The following is a 21134-nucleotide window of genomic DNA, read 5'->3' on the forward strand; positions in this document are numbered from 1 at the left end:
GAGGTAGCTTTAGACCAAGCGAGAAGACTATGCTCGAGCTGGTATTAGTCGACTTTTTTCATACCATCAGTGAACAATAGATACTGTTCCACCGCTTCCTCAGCTGTCAAGTCTTTGGATAAGTTGGCTACTGACCTTTTAACCGAAGTGAAAAGAAACGGCCAATCGGAGCTATCTAAAAATCTCGCCTTGGTCTGAATATCTTCAATAGAGTCAGCGTAGCGTTCTTGGCGTATTTCATTAATTTCTTCCAGTTCTGAGTCCGAAAGTTTCGGCACCCATATCGCATAGTTCATGCTGTCAGGTAGAAGAGGATGACTGTACCGCCATGTTGAGTAGGTTTCGAGTCGTCCATATTCAGGGTCGTCTTGAAATTTTAAATATTCGATACCTAACTCGGGGTCGAGCCTTCCTTTCTTTACGGCTTTTCGAATAGTGGGTTCAAGATCCGCGATACTCTTGTCATAACTCCTTCTTTGAGCCGTATGATGAAGTACAATGTGATGTGGTTGGGTGCGAAGATTCTCAGAATAGCCTATTTCGATCTGCGAAGGAAAACGCTGTGCTTCGGTTATTTCAAGAATTCGGTTAAGGTTGATGATGCGCAAAGTGTTGATCGTATCATCGTAATTTTCGTAATCCGGACGGAAGAGTTGGTCTCGGTCTCTGATCTCATTCATCTCAGCTCTAAGGGCCTGATCAAACTCACGCTCGCGCTTGCTCTCCAAGATGTCCCACTCTTGCACTGACATGAAGTTGGAAAGGAAAGTTGATTTGATGAATCCCAGATCGTCAGAACCATTGACAAGTTGCTGAAGATATTCATCTCTTTCTGCTCTATAGTCGGCAGCGTGGGCCGCTAAGGCCGCATTGTAAACGTCTTTGCCAAAAGGCCGTTCTATTTGCCGAAAGGCCAAGCCATAATTGTCAAGAGCAGTGCGATAGTCTTCATCGCAAATGGCCATTTCAGCGGCATCTACAAGCTCTTGGTACTTCTGTACATCTATTTGCTGCTTGTGCTCGCAGCTTATAAAAACCGTCGCAATGAGGATAACGATAAAGAAAGACGAGAAAGGTATCTTTAACTTAAACATATCAATAGGTTGGAGGAATGAGTTTAAGAGATTATTGCTCAACACCTGCTTCAGCAAATATGGCTCGAATTTGTGGATCAACGGGAAATGGTTTTAGTGGCGGTACATTTGCTCCCCCGGGATTACCTATCGGCACCTTTCCTAAAAATGACTTAATACCACCGAAAATGAGTCGTGGTATCTGTCCGAAAATTTCTTTCGTGCATTTAATGCGAAAGCCAAATTGAAGCATTTTCCAATGCACGTATGAATGGGCATATGGATAGCGCTGACCTATGATGTGCGCCCGTTCCAAATGCTCCCAAGCAATGTGGAAGTGTTGCTGTGAATAGGCTTGACGAAATTGAGCCAGTTCCGTTTCGAAGTATGGCTTAAGCCGATCGGGAATTGATGTGTGTAATTTCATAGTGCTTCAATCAATTGCTGCTCTTCCATTCACCGTTGAATAAAAACGTAGCTTATGATACTATTATTCTACGCAATCAAAGCGACTTTGTTATACCGGTCTTCTGCCTTTTTTTCATTGGAAATAGGTAGCAGGATCCCATCTTAACCATTGCCGAAAGGCTAACTCAGTTTAATATTTGCTTTATGGTTGAGGGTTTTATCTTTAGCACAACCAACGCGCGCTGAATGAAGGCTACAACCATCAATGAGGTCATCGAATACCTGGATCAAATAATCGAGGACTCAAAAAGAGAAAGCTCATACAGGGGCTACTTTCCCGCCCTTTACCGGAAGGTGACAATTCGTGTAAAAGAAGGGATTGAGAAGGGCGAGTTTGAAGACGGACCGCGTATGGAGCGTCTCGATGTGCTTTTTGCCAATCGCTACCTCGATGCCTATTACCGCTACAAGAGCGACCTACCGGTAACCAAAAGTTGGGCCTTTGCTTTTGAGAAAACCAAGAATTGGTGGCCACTTACGTTGCAACATTTGTTGTGGGGAATCAATGCTCATATCAATCTTGATCTTGGTATAGCAGCCGTTGATACAACGGGCGTGACGCCCATCTCAGAATTGAAAAATGATTTTGATAAGATCAACGAAGTGCTGGCCGAGTTGGTTGAGGAGGTGCAGGATGAACTATGCGAAATATGGCCTTTTCTGAAAGTTCTATTGAAACTATCAGGAAAGCTGGATAATAAGCTAATCAACTTTAGCATGAAGCTTGCCCGCGACGGAGCTTGGGAATTTGCGGAAGAGCTCGCTGCTACTTCTCCTCAAGAGCGCTCTCAGGCTATAACCAAGCGAGATATCCGAATTGAGGAAATAGCCGAATACGTTTATCCCGCCAATATTTTAGCTCGAATCCTTTTTGGAATCATCAGAGTTGGACTCAGAAAATCGGTACCTAAGCGAATTGAGATATTGGAATAGTTTTTCGTATTGCGATACTCGCAGCATGCAGTACATAGCGGGTATTGCTCGGTTCGACACTTGCACCATTCATAAGCAGTTCGACCTTATTTTAAGCTCTCCAAAAACGAATGTCTACTTAGATAATGCGAACAACTTACTAAGCGTCGCGAATTACGAGCTTCGAAATGCGCTACGAACTAAACGGTATTGTACTCAATACATGATTTATAGCTTCAAGCCTTGCAACTGATTTTTGATTGGCGTCGATAACTTTCCAAGGAGCGTGATCAGTATTTGTTTTCTCAAACATTACCTCCTTATACGTGGTGTATTCATCCCATAGCTCCTGAGCTTTCTCATCCACGGGAGTCATTTTCCATCGTTTCAACGGATTTTCTTTGATGTCGTCAAAACGCCGTGCCTGCTCATCTTTGGTTATAGAAAAGTAAAATTTGATGAGGTAAGTATCCGAGTCAATCAGCATTTTTTCGAACTCATTGACTTGCGACATAAACACCTCGTACTCGTGATCGGTGCAGAAGTTATTTACCGGCTCTACAACAGCTCGGTTGTACCACGATCTGTCGAAGAGAACGATCTCACCAGGCTTGGGTAGTTGATTGATGTATCGTTGAAAAAACCATTGATGTCGTTCATCATCTGTGGGTTTATCAAGAGCCACAATTCGAAAATGCCGAGGATTGATGTACTCCGTTATTCTTCTGATGGCACCACCTTTCCCTGCTGCATCGCGCCCTTCAAAAACCAGAACAACCTTCTTCCCGCTCTCGATCACCCAATTCTGTAGCTTGATGAGTTCCTCTTGCTTCTTACGAAATTCAACGGCGTATTTTGTTTCTTTCAATGCTTTAGGGACACTCACCTTTTTGCTTCGCAGTAGTGAATGCAGCCCTAGCTTTGAGTTCAACAGCTCGAGATCTTCCGGACTTATATGTGAATTACTCATATTGTATTTTTATTAATTCGATTCTAGAATAAGCAATAATGCCTTCATTTAGATTTCATGAGAGAAATCAATTGTCTATTTGGATCGCGCTGCGATGATACCTCATGATAACGTTAGGGTCGGGTAGGAGGCTCACTTTTTGCTCACCTTTACCTTTGTAATCAAATAGAGAAAGGATGTAGCGCATACTTTCCAAGCGGGCTTGCTTTTTGTCGTTAGTCTTCACAATGATCCAAGGACTAAATGCCGTGTGCGATTTGCTGAACATCTGCTCCTTGTAATGGGTGTACTTGTCCCAAAGTTCTTGTCCTTTCATATCGACAGGGCTAAATTTCCAGCGTTTCAAAGGGTTGTTCAATCTGTCATTAAAGCGCTTCTTTTGTTCTTCTTTCGAAATGGAAAACCAGAACTTGATGATGATCATATTGTCTTCATAGAGCAAGTGCTCAAATTCGGGCACTTGTACGATGAATTTGTCGTATTGCTCTTTGGTGCAAAAATCCATTACGGGCTCTACCACAGCGCGGTTGTACCAACTCCGATCAAAGAATACCACTTCACCTGGGTTTGGCAATACCTTAATGTACCGCCTGAAGTACCACTGGCCGCGCTCCACCTCCGTGGGCTTAGTGAGTGCTACCACTCTGGAAGTACGAGGGTTCAGGTGTTCTTTGAATCGCTTGATCGATCCTCCTTTACCGGCAGCATCTCTACCTTCAAAGATGATAGCCACCCGAAGTTTATTATCCGCGATATGTTTTTGAAGCTGTACGAATTCTGCTTGAAGCTTTTCCAGCTCTGCCAGGTAGCCAATTTTTTTCAGCGTTTTGCGAATACGAATGTTCTTTGCCGTGGCAATGGAGATGAGGTCCTTCCGCGTTTTTGATTGAAGAAGGTCTTCAGCGTTATAGGTCATATGTTTAATTTGAAATAGTCAATGTAGTAGACTTTAAACCTACGAAATAGCCCACTCAAATGCACCTTTTTCAGCTTGACTTTTTAGCTCTCGAACACATTTAAAATGATTCTATTTAAGGAACTGTTGAATCAGAAAAATGAAAAGCGATGAAAGTATTTTCAGTACCTATTTACCTTGCTCTTCATACTCCTTAAGTTTGTAAATGCGGTAGTCTTCATTGTCGAATACGACTTCGTGGTCGTTCAATTCCATTTCTTTGCCAAAGGCTCTTTTCAATATGACGATATACTTGAGGCCTTTGCTTTGGAGATCCTCCAAGTACTCCTTGACTTGAATCTGTTCGTTGGTATTTACCCATCCCTTGCGGTGTGCAAAATACATAGGTGTGGGGTAGTAACCACTGTTGATCAATATCAAATCACTACGTTCTGAGAATTGGTCCAAGTCACTTTCCAGGTTCAAAATCTTCGCACTTCTTTCCTTTATCCTAAAATCCTGATGCTGATTTGCAATACCCTCCGCACAGATGGCGACCAAAAGGAAAACCGCAATTTTTTGGCTTTCGATTTGGCTTAAGCCATATCCGGCTACCAATGCCATAATTGGCACAAATGGGATGATGTAGTAATTGTGGTGTGAAAAAGTAAAACCTGCTTTGAATACCACCAAAAGGAAGCCTGAAAAACCCAAAGCGAAAAGGGTGTAGATTCTCCACTCCTTCTTGGCTATAGAGATAATGAGCCCTAAAAGAAAAGCAGCAAACCCGACGTACTTCATTGCCGTATCGTAAAACCTGCTTACCGTCTGTCCGCCATTCTCAAGGATTTCGCTAAAACCTTGACTGATGCTGCTCCCCATAAAGAAGTGCCAAAAACCGTACGCTTCTACCAGGTGAGGTACCCAGTAATAATACCACGCTACGACAGGAATCAAGCCGACAAATGATGCCAGTGCAAAAACCAGCTTTTTCTTGAGGTCAATGTCCTTGTCGAGAAATGGAATGGCAAAAACGATAAGGATGTACCCTGCCGGTAACTTAGAAAGCATCCCTAAAACAAGGAGTGAGAAGTACACGACTAGCTGTATTGCTTGATTCTTCTTGTTTTCCAAATAGTTGGTGCCATAGTAGATGCAAGCCAAAATCATTGACATCGAAAAGGTATCGGGCATGATTTTTCGCGAGAATTGGAACCAGACGGATACCGCCAGAATAATGGTGGAGTAGAAGGACACATTCTCGGGAAAGTACTTTCGTAAGAGTCGGTAGAAGAACCACAAGCCAAGGCTGGAGATGATGAGATTGATCAGCCGCCCATACCAGTGTTGGTAGACGAACACTTCAGAGACGCAATAGATCAGGTAGTTGAGGACGGGGAATTCCATTCCTGTAATTCCCGTTTTCTCGCCGGCGATGTCAATTCGGGGATAGAATATGGAGTTGTCCACTTCCAGGAAATTCCGCGCCACCATGGTGACCGTGGTTTGCCGCCAGTTGTGACCTACTTCGAGTGGCGGATTGGTGATGCCGAATAGCCTGATCAGGAAGAAGAAGACGATCCAAAACCGTATGTCGCGCAGGAGTTTCTTACCGTCCATTTCTCATTGCATTCAAAATCATGCGCCAAAGTAAAGAATCCACAACAATGAGATTACAAACGCCAACGAACCTTTACTGCTGATATCCGTGGAAGTTCGAGCCTAACGTTCTCCAATACTTCAAACCCATTCTTTTGGTAGAACTCTAATGGCGAACGATACGGCTGCCCTTCTTTTCTCAGCTTGGCTTCGGAGTCAATCACCCAACCGCTTAGTTCTTTCTCAATGGATTTCGCTCGATCGAGTAGCGCCTTCCCAAAGCCCTGACCATGCAAAGAAGAGTTTATGATAAGCCCAAACCATTTCTCACCATCGCGACGGAAGTCGAAGTACCAACCCTTGATGAGGCCCTCTTTATCTGTAAGGAGGAAATGAGCTACATCTTCCAACTTATCGAGGTACCCGTCGAAGTGATCTAAAGTAAGGTAATTGAGGCCTGCCGGGTATTCGGTATTCCACAACTGCATGAGCTTTTTCTTTTGCGCACTGTTTAGTTCTGTATGTGTTTGAAGAGTCATTTGACTGTTTCCTCTATTTCCACAAAGGTATCGCCGTCAAAGACAAATTCACAGTGGCATTCCTGTCCATAAATTGGCTCTTCATCTTGGGAATAGTTATAGTTGCCGTTTTCAAAATCACGACGTGTTTCGCAACTGCAGTCTGTGGTAAGATCATCAGTCAGGTAATCCGCTCTAATCGTTTTGCTTCCGGGGTAATAGTCCAATTCAGCGTCCCATGAGCGCGACTCTATGGAATAGTAGAATTCACTGTAGAATTCTCCATTCTCATACCTAACCATTTCGACATAAGTCAAAAAGCAGGCATTGCACCCTTGAACCGAACCGATGAGGATATAGCAAACTTGATCGCCTGCATGGATGGTGTCAATGCGGTCGTAACCGTTTGTCTCAAAGCCATAAAATATCGATTCACTATCGGGCTCTTCTTGTTGATCTGCCACATCTAATATTCCCTCTTCTTGCTCTGTGAAGTGCATCCAAGAGACTCGGCTGCGGTAGGATCCACCCGTTTTTTCGTCGAGCGAAAAGTTATAGATTTTGCCATCGGTAGAGCGCACCACACCGAGTTCGTAGTTTTGGAATATCTCAACCAAATTGTAAGATTTAAGATCGGCCACTTGAGTGATTTTTTCGACGGTCGATTGCACACGGTCTTGAATGTAGAAGATGAGATCCGTTGCATAAATTGAATCGCCATGGAAATAATCGGTATCGTCATTGTCTGCTTTCAAATAGGCGATTTCCCGAGAAGATAGATCGAGATCGGCGTAGGCCAGTAAGTCGTCAAAAGGGGAGAGGTGTGAGTAGAAATCCAGAAGTACTTTTGTGTCGGAAATCAGGCTGTCGACCTGCGAGCTTTGCTGTGCAGGGCATATTGCGCTGAGGGGCATCACAAATATTAGGAGCCCAAAACACCGAAGTTTCCACGGAACTTTTTTCATTGGGATGAAGAACGGTAATGTTGTTGAAATGCTAAGATGAATTAGCAAAACTTGGCATAAGGAAGGCACTATTTTCACAAAATGAAATCGATATTGTGCTATCTGCCGGCACCAACCGGAGACTGAGGTGAAACCGGATTTGGATTAGTCATTCTATCCGTTTAGCGCGAGCTTCGCATCAGAATTATTACATGTGAAAAAAATGAAAAAGGACATAACCTTGTCAAAGGGGTTAGAATTGATACTAGATTTACTCGAATCCAAAGTTCATAGCCACTTTAAAGTTTATTTCAGCCAATTACACATTCATCAATCATAAATGAAGTTTTTTATTAGAATCAAAAGGCCGTCGTTTTCGTTTTTATTCGCTTTCCTCTTCTGTCTCAAAGTCTTTGCACAAGACCAGAAAGTAGATCGACTTTACTCTGTGGGTGAGGGTGAGCCCGGATATTCCGTGGCGGTATACCAAGGGGACAAGATCATTCTCGAAAGACAATACGGCAGTGCAGCTCTTGAATACGACATCCATATTTCCAGCGAAACTGTTTTCGATATAGGCTCTATTGGCAAGCAGTTTACGGCTGCAGCCATACTTCTGCTTGAACTGGAGGGAAAGCTGTCCCTGAGTGACCCTGTCTATAAATACATAGAAAATCTACCTCGATACAAATTGGGCGATCCGACTATTGAGCATTTGCTCAATCAAACCAGTGGAATCAGAGAGGTGGATCCTTTTTTAGAGGTTGCGGATATCTATTTTCGTGATTACAGATCGCAATCACAGATGGTGAATATTATCACCAAGATCGAAGATCTTGCTTTTGCGCCCGGAGATTACTTTTACTATACCAATGCCAACTACGTCTTGCTGGCATCTGTAATTGAACAGGCTTCAGGACAATCCTACACGAGCTACTTGGAAGAAAATATTTTTGACCCGCTTGGAATGGATCGCACCTTTGTAGATCGTAATGTCTACACGAAAATAAAAAATCGCGCACTCGGCTACACCGAAGATGAAGGCAGGTATTATAAGACAAATCTTTATTTTTTAAAATATGTAGGTGATGGACAGATACTGACTACGGCTCGCGATATGTTTAAATGGCATCAAAACCTGAAGCACTCGACCATTGGCTCACCGGAGCTCTGGAAGAAAATGTACACCAAAGCAATCCTCAACGATGGAACGACCATAAATTTTGGCTTGGGAGCAGAGTTTGAAACCCACAATGGATACGATGCTATGGGCTTCGATGGAATGATTCGTGCGGGGTTCGTTTCCAAATACTTGTACTTCCCGGTTCTGGATATGGCATTTTTTACTGCTCAGAACACTTTCGACTGGGAGTTTAGAGACCGATTCTTTCAATTTGTTGATTTGTACGTTCCAATGGCTGAGTCGAAAAGTCAACCTATACATCAATTTGAAGAGATCAATTTGACTAAACAGGAATTAGAGAAGTACGAGGGCAACTACTTGTTTTACCGCCACGACGAAGACCGCAAGGCCAACATTGTTCAGCTAAAGAACGACCAACTTTTTGTGTTTACCCTTGATGGTGATAGGGTTGCTAAATTGGTACCCATTGGCAATGATCAATTCTACTTCGGTGAAGATCGAGATGCTATTGTGACCTTTGGCATTAACGGTGACAAAAAGCATTATACTTATGATGAGCTTGATCATACAATTCCTTGGGTTTTCAATGAATATGAGCCATTCGAGCACTCCGACAGGGAGCTTAGAGAGTTTGAGGGAACCTATTACAATGAGGATTTTCAATTGAGTAAAAAACTTGAATTAGAAAATGGCGTACTCTTCTACTATTGGAAGAATGGTGCTTGGCGCGAAGAGATGACCTCGCTCTCAAAAGACTTGATGGAGATACCGAGTAGTCCAATCGAATTTATCAGAAACGGCAATAATCAGCTTAGCGGTTTTTCGATAATGGGCTTAGTTTTTCAAAAAATGTAAGCTGATTTTGATCCACTCCGTCATTGTATTTAACAACGTGAGGATAGAAACTGCGCATTGTTATAGTGGGATATCAAATAAATCCTAACTGGCAAAGGGTACATCAGTTCAACTTATCTTCGACCATTAAAAAAACCGATGACAGAACACCACTACGAACTCAGTGAAGAGGAAAGATTCATCACCTTGGATAAGCTTTTAAAACGAATGAACCTGGTTGGTTCGGGTAGTGAGGCTCGAGCTGCCATTGTCGACGGTATGGTGTCTGTAAATGGGAATGTCGAATCTCAAGGGCGCAAGGAGGTTAAAGCTGGAGATGATGTGATTTTTAATGGAAATTCGATTCAAGTAAGCTGAGGTTTGCTCAGCTCCTTGACTTCTTTCGCCTGCATGCGTGATTTGTGTATTTTGGCTTGAGCATTATTCTGCCAATATTCGATATTTCTATATGAATCCAAATAGCTACATCCGAATAGCCTTGTTCACCCTCGCCATATTGGTATTTCAATCTTGTTATTACAAACCTTTTATAGGTTATCAACTCAATAAGAAGGGCTTTAAGAATTTTAGCAAAGCCGAGAGAGTGGCGGGTGACAATGCCAATCCACAGCGCGATTATCATGTCAATCGCTACGACTGGGCGATAGAGATTTTTCCTGAGAAGAAGAAGATCTCGGGACGGATGGACATCACATTCACGGCAAGGGCAGCGCAGGACACCTTTCTCTTTGATCTTCAGAAAAGCTTGAAGATTGATTCAATCGCATCTTCCCACGGCAGCCCGTCGGTAAAACGAAAGGGAGATCTGCTCTACTTCATTTTCGATGAAGTCGTTCATACTGATACCCGTATTGAGCTGAGCATTGCTTACGCCGGCAAACCTGTAAATGTGGCAGGTGAAGGCCCCATTCAATGGAAGGAAGACGAGAAAGGACGAACTTGGATCTCTTCCGTAACGGAGGGAATTGGTCCGCATTTCATGATGCCTTGCAATGCCTTGCTTCGTGCCGAGCCCGATTCAGTGACCATTGCCGTTACCGTTCCCGATGATCTGGTCGTGGCCGCTAATGGTATGCTGACAAGTGTCGAAGACCACAGTGAGAACCAAACCAAGACATACACCCATGAGGTGGTAAACCGCATAAACATCTACAACATCTCCTTCAATGTGGGGCACTTTGTAGAGCTCGTTAAACCTTACACGGACATCAACGGCGTAGAGCGAGAACTGAGCTTTCAGGTATTGGACTACCACCGAGCGACTGCCGATACTTTCTACGATCAAACACCCATGGTACTCAAAGAGTTGGAAATGCTTTACGGTGCGTTTCCATTTTGGGAAGACGGCTGTAAGTTTATCGAATCCACTTTTTCGGCTATGGAGCACCAATCGGGAATAGCGATGGGCAATGACTATCGATACGACTGGAAGAATTACAATCTGACATTGATACACGAGCTGTCGCATGAGTGGTGGGGCAATAGCATCACGGGCTACGACTATTGCGACATCTGGATTCACGAAGGGATGGCTACCTATTCTGAAGCATTGGTGTTGGAAAAACTCTACGGTGCCGAAGGCTATGAGTTATTGATGAGATACAATGCTTACGGCACGGAGAATACCATTCCCATTCTCAAAGAATGCGACGTCCTTTACAACAGTTGGACGAATAGTGCAGATCAGGACATCTACGATAAAGGCGCCTTGATGATGCATTCACTGCGCAAAGTGGTGGATAATGATGACTTGTTTTTTGCAACTCTGAGAACGCTATCGGAAGATTTTCCGCATCAAAACCTTTCGACTATCGAACTCAGAGCACAGTTTAACGAGCTATTGGGTCAGGACTACAGCGATTTATTTGATTGGTATCTCCTAAAAGCCAAGCCACCTGTTTTGGAAGTTTTTCCCAACAAGGACTCGGGGCTGATTTACTACAGGTGGAGGGAAGATGTTCCTTTCTATCCCAATGGAGTGATTTACCTGAAGCGCGAAAAAGAAACCTTGTCTCTGGTGCCTACTACCGACTACCAATCGGTAAAAGTTAAGATCGGCGACAAGATTGAGTTTTTGCCAGAGAAGTCAATCTATCACATCATTGATTTTCGAAAGAAGAAGTAAAAAGAAACGAGAACCGTTGGAAGCAGAATTGTCCTACAATTTGTTCTTGATCCTTCTATGGCGGACTTCCTCCAATTTTTACCCTGCATCGAAAATCACTCGAACTGACAAGATTCACTTGTTGCTCATTATTATTCCCACCCCTTGTCTTGTATCTCCGCTTTGATCTCAGCTAAAAGCTCTTCGTAGTAAGGCTCGGATTGCTCAAAGGCTTGCGCCAATTCGTAAGACTTCATCAAATGCATTTTGGCTTTTTCGGGATTTCTTTCCGCGTAAAGCACATAAAGCTGCAGGTGGAAGTCATAATAGTTCGGATGGTGCTTCACCCCCTCTTCGTAAAGTGCTATGGTGTGCTCTTCATAATCACTGTTCCAATACCTGCTGGTAAGGCCGTTGAGTTCGTCAATCTCAGCGGGGTAATACGCACTGCCGACTTTTGAGGCTTCTTCGATCGTCTTCATCTCTTCCTCAACACTACCTGGTGTCTCCTTTAGTTTGTATTCCAAATCTACCATGGCTATCTCGCTAAATCTTCGGCTAAAAGGGTAGAAGAACTTTGATAGAAAATAGGGATTGGCCACGATGGGAACGGCATTGTGAGTAGACTCATTTGCTTCGTAGGTTAGGATGGAATCAAAAAGCTCGGGATGCTTTTCTTTCGTCTTATCGTATACCGCTCGATGGTAACTATCCTTGTCGTGGTCTGCGCTGCCTATGGAAATAGCAATTGAACTTGGATTGACATTCGGATTTCCGTCCAAGGCTTCCACCAATTCTCCAAAACTATCAAGGGGCGAGTGTGCCAGCACCGCACTGTAAAAACCCTCGCTTCTCAGCTGAGAATACAGCGAAAAGGAAGCCGTGAACGAGTGACCGATGATCATTCGATAGGAGCCCGGATGGTAAGGAGCTAGCGCGGCTTCTACCTCTTCGGTAATGAAGGTATGCAGGGGCAATGCGGGACCATCAAGACTATCGATAGCGCACTCAGTATACCTGTCCTTATGCGGAATGACCACTACGAGGGCAAAAGGGATTTCGTGGGTAGTGCTGAGGTATTTGAGATTGCTCAACACCGGTTCGGCGAACCACTCGTGCTGTCCGTCCAAGACATAGATCACGGGCACTTTCACATCCGGAGAGAGGTATTTGGTAAGATTGTGTTTGTGCACGTAGACGCTTCGTTCTTGACCAAAAGCCTCCGAATGAATGGTGAGCGTATCGATGGTTTGCGCGAGCATTACGCAAGGCAAAAGGAAGAGAGATAAGAGGATTGATTTCATGACTCAGGATTGGTTTGCGAAAAGTAAGAATTTCACTAAAATCAATAAGACAGATAATTTTCACGAAGTGAAAAAAAACGAGTTGTTGTTATCCTGGCTTACTCACCCTCATACAGCCTCAATCGATTTCTGAGCGTGGTCAGTTCATCGCGGAGCGCTCGCTCTTTTTCCAAAAGGTTAAACACCACGTCGATGCCTTCGAGGTTTACGTTCAGGTCGTAGTGCAGACGGATGATCTTCTCCAAATCGCTGATGCGGTCGCGGTGTATGCACTGGTCTTCCTCGACGATCTCGATTTGGATCAGCCCCATTTGGTTCAACGAATCCACAAAGGATAGTTCAATTTCGTATTGAGAACAAAGGGTGGTGATGGATATGAAATGCGCTTCGGTCGTCATTTTTGAATGCTTTGTAATTCCTTATAGAGTTCTTTTTCTCGGTCGCTGAGACCAGTGGGAGTTTGAAGGTTGTAGGTGACGATCAGGTCTCCGAACTGACCTTCCTTTTTATAAACGGGAAAGCCTTTTCCTTTCAGTCGTACTTTGGTGCCGTTCTTGGTCTCGGGTTTGATCTTCAGCTTCACTTTTCCGCCCATGGTGTCGGCTTCCACTTCTCCACCAAGAATGGCGGTGTAGAGGTCTATGTCCAGATCCTTGTATAAATTGTTGCCCTCGCGTTTGAAGGCCGTATCGTTATTGAGGATAAACTTGATGTACAAATCACCGTACGGGCCGCCGTTGATGCCCGGGCTTCCCTTGCCGGTGATTTTGATCACCTGACCGTTCTCCACTCCTGCGGGGATGGTTAATCGTATTTTTTTACCGTTGACGGTGAGCACCTGTTTTTGCGACGTGTAGACATCCGATAGGTTCAAGTGGAGCTCGGCATTGAAGTCCTGCCCTCTGAATTTGGTGCTCCTGCGGCCTGACGAAGCCCTACCGCCACCGCCAAACATCGATTCGAAAAAGTCGGAATAGTCACCGCCGCCGAAGTCGCCAGCGAAGCTTTGTCCGCCCGATTGGTATTGCGACTGCCGCTGCTGTTGCTGCTGCTCGTATTGTTTTTGGGCTTTCTCGTATTCCTCGCCGTGCTTCCAGTCCTTGCCGTACTTGTCGTATTTCTTGCGGTTTTCGGGATTGCTCAGCACCTCGTTGGCCTCGTTTATTTCCTTGAATTTCCGTTCCGCTTCCTTATCGTCGGGGTTGATATCGGGATGGTACTTTCGGGCCAGCTTTCGGTACGCCGATTTGATTTCCTTCTCCGTTGCCGTTTTGGAAATCCCTAAGATCTTGTAGTAATCAATAAATGCCATGGTTTGGTTTTATTCGGTTGAGTAAACCAAGTGGTCAGTGCACACGGATGCGCAAAAACCTTTGATGGATGCCGTTTAATCCTATACAGTTCGAGTGCTTACTTCTCTTTCATCGGGCAAGTTCTGAATCCGAATAAGGTGTAAAGCGGGCAAAAGCTTACCAAGCTGGTCAGAACGAATACGCCCGCCAATACCAAAAGGATGATTCCCAAAGTACCGCTGATAACGTTGGTGAAGAATAATGTGGCAACTACTGCAGCGATCAGAACTCTGATGATTCGATCGGCTGCTCCCATATTTCTTTTCATGATGTAATGTATTAGGGTGATGAATAAATTTAAAATGTCAAATACCAACTCTACATTGCTGCGAAACAGATTGATCTTCCTGCCTTGCAGCGGTTTTAAGTCCTATCAAATTTAGTGATTATATCGGTGGGGTGGAATGCCTTTTGGTTTTAACTTAGTTTTGGTGTGGGCGGCTTTGGGAGTTCTTTTTTATGCGTGGCTTTCGCTTTGGATTTCTGAGATTTGTAAATGAGAATTCTTCAATAAAATCATTACCTCCGTGTGTTGGATCACTTCCGATTAAGAAATAAACAAAAGGTTTAGAGCGAAGAGCGTGGTTTATTGAGGTGGCTGGCAGTCAAGCCAGTGGTTTACAGGATGCGCACCTACTTCCGCATCGCGGCTTCTTCTCTGGTTAAGCCTTGGTCATTCTTTTTGCACAGACCACAGTATTCGGCTTCGTTGTATTCGTTGCCACAGTGAGCACATCCCTTTGCGTTTTTCTTGGCTAAAGTCATCACCACAATAAGGCCTACCAATGGGGAGAGCACTAACCCAAGAAAGAAAGCAAGCCAAAATCCCCCTTTGCGGTTTGTGCCGGCAAAACCAACCAAGACGGCTAATATGATCCAAAAGGCTATCTGCATGTTCTACTTTTTCAGGTTTGATGATGACAGGCTTAATACTATCTCAACTGTTTCGGTTTCAAGCGTTGACCCGCATTTTCTGCCAGTTCTGAGATTCTCTTTTGCCTGGTTTCTTTTCGTTTGGCAGATACAACCCAGTACAATAAGATTTTTTTTGCAGAATTGCTCAGGCTGTCGAAGAATGACATTGCACCGTCGTATTTTGCCAAAGCTGATTTCAGATCGTCGGGTACAACGAGTGACTCAACTTGGTCTAAAAAAGTCCAAGAGCCATTCTCTTTCGCAATTTCAATGCTTTGGTATCCTGATTCTCGCATTAGCCCTTGGTCTATCAAGGCCTTTACTTTGTCTTTATTGATCTTCGACCAATTGCTTTTGGGTTTACGCTTGCTGAAGTACTGCTTGTACTTCTCACTGTCTATAGGCCTTGCTGTGCTATCTATCCAGCCAAAACAAAGAGCTTCATCTACGGATTCGCTCCAATTGAGGTTATGGTCAGGCGTGTGCTTCTTATAGAAGATTAGCCAAACGGATTCTTTCTTGTCGTGGTTTAATTCGAGCCATTTCCTCCAGTCATTCTTGTCGGCAGGGCAAAACTCTTCTGCATTTCTCATAGGTGGTATTGGATTCTGCTGAAGTCATAGAGCGAACCAGCGAAGTTAAAACGTGAGGGGGGAGTTAAGTGGATCATTCTCACTGTTTGGTTAGTTAACCATCTAAATCTAAAGAATAATAGTGAGGGCAAATGGTGAGGGTTTACTTCTCTAAAACAATATAAACTTTGCGACCATCCTCGGCTTTGCTATTATTCCAGATTAATTGATTTCCTTCAATCTGAACGACTTCTGTGAATTCTTCAGTTATGGTGAGTCTTTTGCCGTCTATGCCATGCTCGTGCAGGCTATCGTTTTTCCAACGGTTCGTTTGATACCTCAGGTAGAGGGAATCATCGGTGTGGTGCCATGTTCCCGTTATGATATTCGCACAAGTTGTCATGTAGAAAGTAGAATCCGTATTCAACTCCAATTCGGTACCGGTCGTAAAACCTTCATATCCTTCAAAGACGTACTTCCATCCCTTCTTGATCAGATTAGGATCTTCCGTTTTGTAGGTACCCGCAACTTCGGTTTGTTGAAAGGTGCATGCAGAGATGAACACCGGAAGAGCCGCTAATTGAATCAAGGCTTTCACTATTTTTCTAAAGTAGAGTGCAGAACTTGTCATGTCTCATTCAGCTTTGGTTTATCTCAAAGCTAGTGATTCCAAGTCAAATTGGGTTCAAGCAGGCTAACCGACTTGGTTGAGAAAGAGAATCCAAGAAGTTTGTGGGTGCTGATCAAGCGTCTCACGACTCTATCAGTCATTGTACACTCTCACCTGTTTGATATAGAGATCTCTATTGCCTCGATCTAGTTTGAACTCCACGTCCAAACCGAAGTCGAAGTACGATTTAGGTGTATAAGTATTCCTGATAAAGTACTTTTTTATGGCTTCAAGCTGATTCGCTAAAAATTGTATTTCGGCTTCCGTCATCACTAATTGATCGTCGTTCAAACTTGATTGAGTGATGATGTTGATCGTGTTTTTATCCTTGTACATGTTTTCTGTATCGTTCGGATAGCAGATAAACTGATCGTTGGTAATGCCTTGTGATGGTTTCACTACATTTTCATTCCCCAATTGAGCATTGACTACAAACCCCGAACTCTCCGGACGGTAAAGGTTTTTTGTAATCGCTACGCCGTTTACCTCCTCATGGGGAAAAGACCGATGGACGAGTATACCCATATAAACAGATTCGTGAGCGATATTGTAGTATTCGCGCTCTGAGTAGGCTTCGAAAGACCATAGGCTGGCCCACACTTTTTTTATCGCTTTTTCAAAGGTCTTCTTGTCGTCATTTAGAATTCCCGTTTTTGAAGTGTACAATCCTGCTCCTGAAAATCCTTTTGCATCCTCAGCATTGGTAGATGAGCGAAATCTCATTCGTGTAAATTCAGGATTTCGCATCACTTTATCGGTTATGCTCTTTAGCAGAACAGAGTCTACAGGGGCTGATTTAATGGCCTCTCTGATATTGCCCAGCAATAATTTCAAGGAGTCATTGCGAATGATTTGATTCTCTCTGGTTCGCAAATCCTCGATCAATTGATTCGCTTGACAGGTGTTAACGTGTTCGTTGTAGAAATGGAAGGGAATGACAAAGGCAGATTCGGGCACTTTAAATTCATGAATCTGACTCAGTTGATATAAGGTTCCAAAATTGCAGGCTTTATGACCTGTGTATTTGTAGGACTTCTCGTTGAGGTTTTCAATGCTTATGAGTGAATCCACATCGAGGTCGAATTTTAAGGCTGTTTTCCTCTTGTTGGATTTGGGAGCCTTTATCTTCTTGGCCTCTTCAAGCTTGAAAGTGTCGCTCATAACGGTATAGCAAACCTTTTGACCGTTGAGTTGAAGTAGTGTTGAGTCTTTAAAAGCCGATTTGTAAGCGCTTACGGGAATCTTTCTGTTTTGACCTAGAATGGTCAAATGACTTAACGGCGTTTGAAATTCATTTACCAGAATACCCGCCACCTGAGGTAAGACCAATGGAGTTTCATTGAGCACAATAATATCCATTGGATTGATTTCATCCTGTTGTTGTTTCAGGTCATCAATAAAATGCAGGATTCCGCAGCTTTTGTATTTACTGATGGCCTGGTAGCTCAAGTTGCGATAGATGTCAGAAGGATTGAGCAAGGGGACAGTTTGGCTAAGAGAGGAACTCATGCTTTGCAATCTGGTATTGTTGAGGAGTATATGTAAATCGGTCTTTATAAAAGTTGATTTGGAAACTACATTCCACAGAAAAACCAGATCCTCTTCAGTCATTAAATCCACTGGTGAAATCTCTAGAGCATATATCCCTAAAGAGCGGTAGTAGTTAATATTGGCAAGCAGGTACTTCCTTCGCGGGTCATTCGAATAGTTAATTCTGTTGAACTGTTCCAATTGAACATTAGGCTCTAGTCTGAAGCCACAGAACTCATGATGGTATTTGAAGTATTTGGAATTGATGTAATAGACCTGCTTGTCCTTCAAATCATAGAGGAGCTTCAGCGCTGAAACACCTCCATATTTCTTAACTAGTGGAAGTCCGGAAAAATCGTCGAAATCTGCCTTGCTATCTAACGTACCGGCAGATGTTTGACCGCAGATGCTCGTGGATAGTAGAAACAGAAAAAAGAATAAAATCAACCTTTCCAGCATCGGTGTTTTTGTTGAATACTTTTTATCCAAAGGCGACACGACTAATTGAAGGAGTCCCAATCAATCCAGTTACCACGTCGGGAAGATAGACTGAATTCGCTCAACCAATCGGTTCCGTTTTATCTTCGGTACGATGCTGCGAAATGCTTTCAATTCATGTGAAGTAAAAAAAGTTTGTAGCCGAGTTGGATAGGAAATCAGGTTGAACTCATGACGATTTCAAAAGCACATTTACCATCGTTTTTATAAATGCCGAGCAAGCTTGGAAGTACAGCCCCCGCGCCAATACGAAGTGATCCCGGGATAACCCACAGAAAGTATGTAGCACTTAAGAATACACCTGATACAATTCCTACTGCTATCATTATCCCTCCTGCCATAATTAAAGCACCACCAAGCAGCACGGGAATCCACACATTCACGCGCTTGAGCTCAGCAATATCTGCCAAGCTGATCAATTCACCTTTTATAGAAATAGTGCTGTCGCCTTTTACTCTAAACGGACCTTTCAACTTTCGTCCATCTTCGGTCTCTACTTTTATTCGTTGGTTCTCTTCAATGACCACCTCTCTTTGCGATTTCCCATGGGTGATCTTGATTGCAGGCTCTTGGGCAAAGATTAAGTTAAACAACAACAGACCAAATAATAGAAGAATCTGTTTTTTCATCGTGCGTCTCGCTTACTAGTTCCGGCTAGCCTTCTTGGCCTCCTCTAGGATTTTTTTAGCGCGATCAAAGTCATCGGCTGCCACGTGCAGTTCCACGCTATTTTGAGGTACTCCAAAACCCGCTACTCTGGCTGATTCTACATTATCTTTCGTAAAGATGGCGATACTATTGTCTTCCAAAAGGGCGGCAATCCGACTCACTTCTATTGAGCTTCCTGTCAATAATTTGACTAGTTTGTTGTTTTCCATATTGTTTCAATTATTGTCAATAGCAGAAGGTACCATTTATTGACATATCTACCATCAAACACTTTCTTTATTTCTCCCTTTCAAAAAGGATCAACTCCACCCGTTTTCATTCACGCCACCATTTTCTCAATCTGCTTTTTGGTGTAAAAGAAGCGAGCAATTCCTACCGCTAGAATAAGGACAGCCATAGCGATAAAGAAATATCCTAAGATGGCTAGCTTGTCGAAGAGTTCGATTTTGAGAATGGCCATTCCCGATCCCAGAAAAACAACAAAAGTTCTGAAGTAAGCAAGGAAGGTGCGTTCATTCGCAAGCTTGGTACGCTCCAGCGCCAGCAGGTCGGTTCGGTTCATTTCGTTTTGAGCCATGACAAGGATTGTTGTAGCGAAGGTAGAAGGTTTTTGAAACTCTCTCGAACGGGCCTATCCAAAACCAGCCCGATGTTTTACATCGTCTTTCTCCCGACGAAACGAATGACCTTGGCGATCCCATTGTGGTATTCACCTTCACTTAAATCGGTTTCTACTTCTGCCAATTCTAAAACCTCAAAATTTGGAAAATCACGGATTATGCTTTCTTCTGAAAAAAGCATTTCTTTTTTAGCCGGACCGCCAATACCGGGATTCTTTTCTCTGAGTGGAAGGTTGCTTTTACTAAAACCTTCGAGGATGACCAGACCATTGGGTTCCATCAATCGTGCAATTGTCTTGTGGTATTCCGACAAGAGATGCCGCGGGAAGTGTGCGTAGATCAAAGCTGCGGCATCAAAATGGTTGTCGGGAAAATCCATTTCCATAAAATCGCCCACCAGGTAATCGATACTCACCTTTTCTGCTTGTGCCAATTGCAGAGCTTTGTTTCTCCCTTCTACACTTATGTCAAAAGCAGTGACTTCCAAACCTAACTTGGCGGCGTAAACACCATTTCTGCCCTCGCCCTCGGCAGGCATCAGAATACGGCCTTTAGGCCTGTATTTCTCTAAAGAAGTCTTGAAGAAATCATTGGGCGCTTTTCCATAGGCGTATGTTGCAGCGCTGTATCGGTTGTCCCACATTTCTTTCATAAAGCTGTATTAAGGTGATTTCGTGTAATTGCCGTAGAGGCTTAAAACTATGGCCGATGCAGAAATCAATGTCATGATCGTACCGGGTACGAAGTTAACGAAGCCACCCAGATCCAAAAAGAGGAAATAGCCCAAATCAGCCAAGCCCCCGACAAGCGCTGCGAGGAAGATGGCATTCTTTTTTCCTTTCCAAACATGTAAGGCCGAAACGAAAGTGATGATGCCAATCCATAAGAGATTGAACCCGTGCTGACCGATTACGGCACCTGCGGCATCGTGGTAATCCATTTTGAGGAGATCAGGATCTACCGCATCGGCTATGCCGGTAAGCGAAGCACTGATATTCCCTGTCAGTACACCTTTCATGGTCATTACGCCTGCAAGAATGTGTACCAGTCCCCAGATGATCCATAAGACGGCAGAAACTTTAAATAGAGCGGAAGCTTTCATAAGAATTGTTGTTTTGAATTAAATGTCAAGTCCCGACAGGGAAGGTTTTCTAAGCATAGTGCCTACATAAAGGAGCGTTGTAATAATTATAGCAGGAACAGGTATGCCGCCATTTATAATCACCTCCGCAAGTAGTGCACCACCCATAAAGCCGAGTAATAGAAAGAATCCCATGTTCATTGTCTTTGGAATCCAATACAGAAAGATTAAGGTCAATTCCAAGCCACCGATCAGTTGCATAGAGTTTTCCCAATTGGGCAATTTGGCAAAATTTTGAGCCATTTCTTCTGTACCTGTTAGTTTGGTAATTCCCGCCATAATTATCATCAACGAGGGCATAGCCGATATCACGTATCCTGCAATCCTTCTGATTTTACCGATTTCTTCTTCGTGTAGTTTTTTCATTTCCTGAATGGTAAA

Annotated in this window: 25 protein-coding genes; 4 read left to right on the forward strand and 21 right to left on the reverse strand. The window is 43.6% G+C overall.

Annotation, left to right across the window (positions count from 1 at the left end; genetic code table 11):
- Positions 1-44: 44 nt before the first annotated feature.
- Complete coding sequence (locus O3Q51_08580) at positions 45-1094, reverse strand: hypothetical protein (protein MCZ4408860.1); 1050 nt, start codon at positions 1092-1094, stop codon at positions 45-47.
- A 31-nt stretch (positions 1095-1125) separates the two neighbouring features.
- On the reverse strand, positions 1126-1500 hold the full coding sequence (locus O3Q51_08585) for a DUF3703 domain-containing protein (GenBank protein ID MCZ4408861.1): 375 nt from the start codon (positions 1498-1500) through the stop codon (positions 1126-1128).
- Positions 1501-1727: 227 nt separating this feature from the next.
- On the opposite strand from O3Q51_08585, the gene O3Q51_08590 reads away from it, so the two are divergent.
- Positions 1728-2474 carry a DUF5995 family protein gene (locus O3Q51_08590; protein ID MCZ4408862.1) on the forward strand — a complete coding sequence of 249 codons (747 nt, stop codon included), beginning with the start codon at positions 1728-1730 and terminating at the stop codon, positions 2472-2474.
- A gap of 172 nt (positions 2475-2646) precedes the next feature.
- On the opposite strand, the gene ppk2 (O3Q51_08595) is transcribed toward O3Q51_08590, so the two are convergent.
- From ppk2 (O3Q51_08595) to O3Q51_08615, 5 genes are all read right to left on the reverse strand, one after another.
- The gene (ppk2, locus tag O3Q51_08595; GenBank protein MCZ4408863.1) at positions 2647-3423 is read right to left on the reverse strand and encodes a polyphosphate kinase 2; all 777 of its coding nucleotides are present in this window, start codon (positions 3421-3423) and stop codon (positions 2647-2649) included.
- A 67-nt stretch (positions 3424-3490) separates the two neighbouring features.
- Positions 3491-4339: a polyphosphate kinase 2 gene (ppk2, locus tag O3Q51_08600; GenBank protein MCZ4408864.1), complete on the reverse strand. Its 849-nt coding sequence runs from the start codon at positions 4337-4339 to the stop codon at positions 3491-3493.
- 168 nt (positions 4340-4507) lie between these two features.
- The gene (locus tag O3Q51_08605) at positions 4508-5938 is read right to left on the reverse strand and encodes a glycosyltransferase family 39 protein (protein MCZ4408865.1); all 1431 of its coding nucleotides are present in this window, start codon (positions 5936-5938) and stop codon (positions 4508-4510) included.
- Between the two features lie 53 nt (positions 5939-5991).
- Positions 5992-6456: a GNAT family N-acetyltransferase gene (locus tag O3Q51_08610; GenBank protein ID MCZ4408866.1), complete on the reverse strand. Its 465-nt coding sequence runs from the start codon at positions 6454-6456 to the stop codon at positions 5992-5994.
- A complete protein-coding gene (locus O3Q51_08615) occupies positions 6453-7349 on the reverse strand; it encodes a hypothetical protein (protein MCZ4408867.1) in 897 nt (298 codons plus the stop codon). Before O3Q51_08615 ends, O3Q51_08610 begins: the two co-directional genes overlap by 4 nt.
- 370 nt (positions 7350-7719) lie before the next feature.
- Between O3Q51_08615 and O3Q51_08620 the strand changes: the two genes are divergently transcribed.
- The 3 genes from O3Q51_08620 to O3Q51_08630 all read left to right on the forward strand — a co-directional run bounded on the left by O3Q51_08620 (position 7720) and on the right by O3Q51_08630 (position 11503).
- Positions 7720-9378: a serine hydrolase gene (locus O3Q51_08620; GenBank protein MCZ4408868.1), complete on the forward strand. Its 1659-nt coding sequence runs from the start codon at positions 7720-7722 to the stop codon at positions 9376-9378.
- A 138-nt stretch (positions 9379-9516) separates the two neighbouring features.
- On the forward strand, positions 9517-9735 hold the full coding sequence (locus tag O3Q51_08625) for an RNA-binding S4 domain-containing protein (protein MCZ4408869.1): 219 nt from the start codon (positions 9517-9519) through the stop codon (positions 9733-9735).
- A gap of 91 nt (positions 9736-9826) precedes the next feature.
- A complete protein-coding gene (locus O3Q51_08630; GenBank protein MCZ4408870.1) occupies positions 9827-11503 on the forward strand; it encodes a M1 family aminopeptidase in 1677 nt (558 codons plus the stop codon).
- 131 nt (positions 11504-11634) lie between these two features.
- Here O3Q51_08630 and O3Q51_08635 read toward each other — a convergent pair whose 3' ends face one another.
- The 14 genes from O3Q51_08635 to O3Q51_08700 form a co-directional block, all read right to left on the reverse strand.
- Positions 11635-12786: an alpha/beta hydrolase-fold protein gene (locus tag O3Q51_08635; GenBank protein MCZ4408871.1), complete on the reverse strand. Its 1152-nt coding sequence runs from the start codon at positions 12784-12786 to the stop codon at positions 11635-11637.
- Between the two features lie 98 nt (positions 12787-12884).
- Positions 12885-13184, reverse strand: coding sequence for a hypothetical protein (locus O3Q51_08640; GenBank protein MCZ4408872.1), 300 nt, complete (start codon positions 13182-13184; stop codon positions 12885-12887).
- Positions 13181-14098, reverse strand: coding sequence for a J domain-containing protein (locus O3Q51_08645; protein ID MCZ4408873.1), 918 nt, complete (start codon positions 14096-14098; stop codon positions 13181-13183). The genes O3Q51_08640 and O3Q51_08645 overlap by 4 nt, the downstream gene beginning before the upstream one ends.
- A gap of 98 nt (positions 14099-14196) precedes the next feature.
- On the reverse strand, positions 14197-14406 hold the full coding sequence (locus tag O3Q51_08650) for a DUF2892 domain-containing protein (protein ID MCZ4408874.1): 210 nt from the start codon (positions 14404-14406) through the stop codon (positions 14197-14199).
- 365 nt (positions 14407-14771) lie between these two features.
- Positions 14772-15032 (reverse strand): hypothetical protein, encoded by a 261-nt coding sequence (locus tag O3Q51_08655; protein MCZ4408875.1) that lies wholly within the window; start codon positions 15030-15032, stop codon positions 14772-14774.
- A gap of 38 nt (positions 15033-15070) precedes the next feature.
- On the reverse strand, positions 15071-15646 hold the full coding sequence (locus O3Q51_08660) for a YdeI/OmpD-associated family protein (GenBank protein MCZ4408876.1): 576 nt from the start codon (positions 15644-15646) through the stop codon (positions 15071-15073).
- A 142-nt stretch (positions 15647-15788) separates the two neighbouring features.
- Positions 15789-16256 (reverse strand): hypothetical protein, encoded by a 468-nt coding sequence (locus tag O3Q51_08665; GenBank protein ID MCZ4408877.1) that lies wholly within the window; start codon positions 16254-16256, stop codon positions 15789-15791.
- A gap of 132 nt (positions 16257-16388) precedes the next feature.
- Positions 16389-18344, reverse strand: coding sequence for a hypothetical protein (locus tag O3Q51_08670; protein MCZ4408878.1), 1956 nt, complete (start codon positions 18342-18344; stop codon positions 16389-16391).
- A gap of 137 nt (positions 18345-18481) precedes the next feature.
- Complete coding sequence (locus O3Q51_08675) at positions 18482-18952, reverse strand: hypothetical protein (GenBank protein ID MCZ4408879.1); 471 nt, start codon at positions 18950-18952, stop codon at positions 18482-18484.
- A 15-nt stretch (positions 18953-18967) separates the two neighbouring features.
- Positions 18968-19201, reverse strand: coding sequence for a DUF2007 domain-containing protein (locus O3Q51_08680; protein ID MCZ4408880.1), 234 nt, complete (start codon positions 19199-19201; stop codon positions 18968-18970).
- A 110-nt stretch (positions 19202-19311) separates the two neighbouring features.
- Positions 19312-19569 carry a DUF202 domain-containing protein gene (locus tag O3Q51_08685; protein MCZ4408881.1) on the reverse strand — a complete coding sequence of 86 codons (258 nt, stop codon included), beginning with the start codon at positions 19567-19569 and terminating at the stop codon, positions 19312-19314.
- Between the two features lie 77 nt (positions 19570-19646).
- Entirely contained in the window at positions 19647-20264 is a 618-nt protein-coding gene (locus O3Q51_08690) for a methyltransferase domain-containing protein (GenBank protein ID MCZ4408882.1), read from the reverse strand.
- 9 nt (positions 20265-20273) lie between these two features.
- A complete protein-coding gene (locus tag O3Q51_08695; protein ID MCZ4408883.1) occupies positions 20274-20714 on the reverse strand; it encodes a hypothetical protein in 441 nt (146 codons plus the stop codon).
- Positions 20715-20732: 18 nt separating this feature from the next.
- Complete coding sequence (locus O3Q51_08700) at positions 20733-21119, reverse strand: DoxX family protein (protein MCZ4408884.1); 387 nt, start codon at positions 21117-21119, stop codon at positions 20733-20735.
- Positions 21120-21134 lie beyond the last annotated feature (15 nt).

The sequence above is a fragment of the Cryomorphaceae bacterium 1068 genome (assembly GCA_027214385.1).
Taxonomy (GTDB): domain Bacteria; phylum Bacteroidota; class Bacteroidia; order Flavobacteriales_D; family Cryomorphaceae; genus JAKVAV01.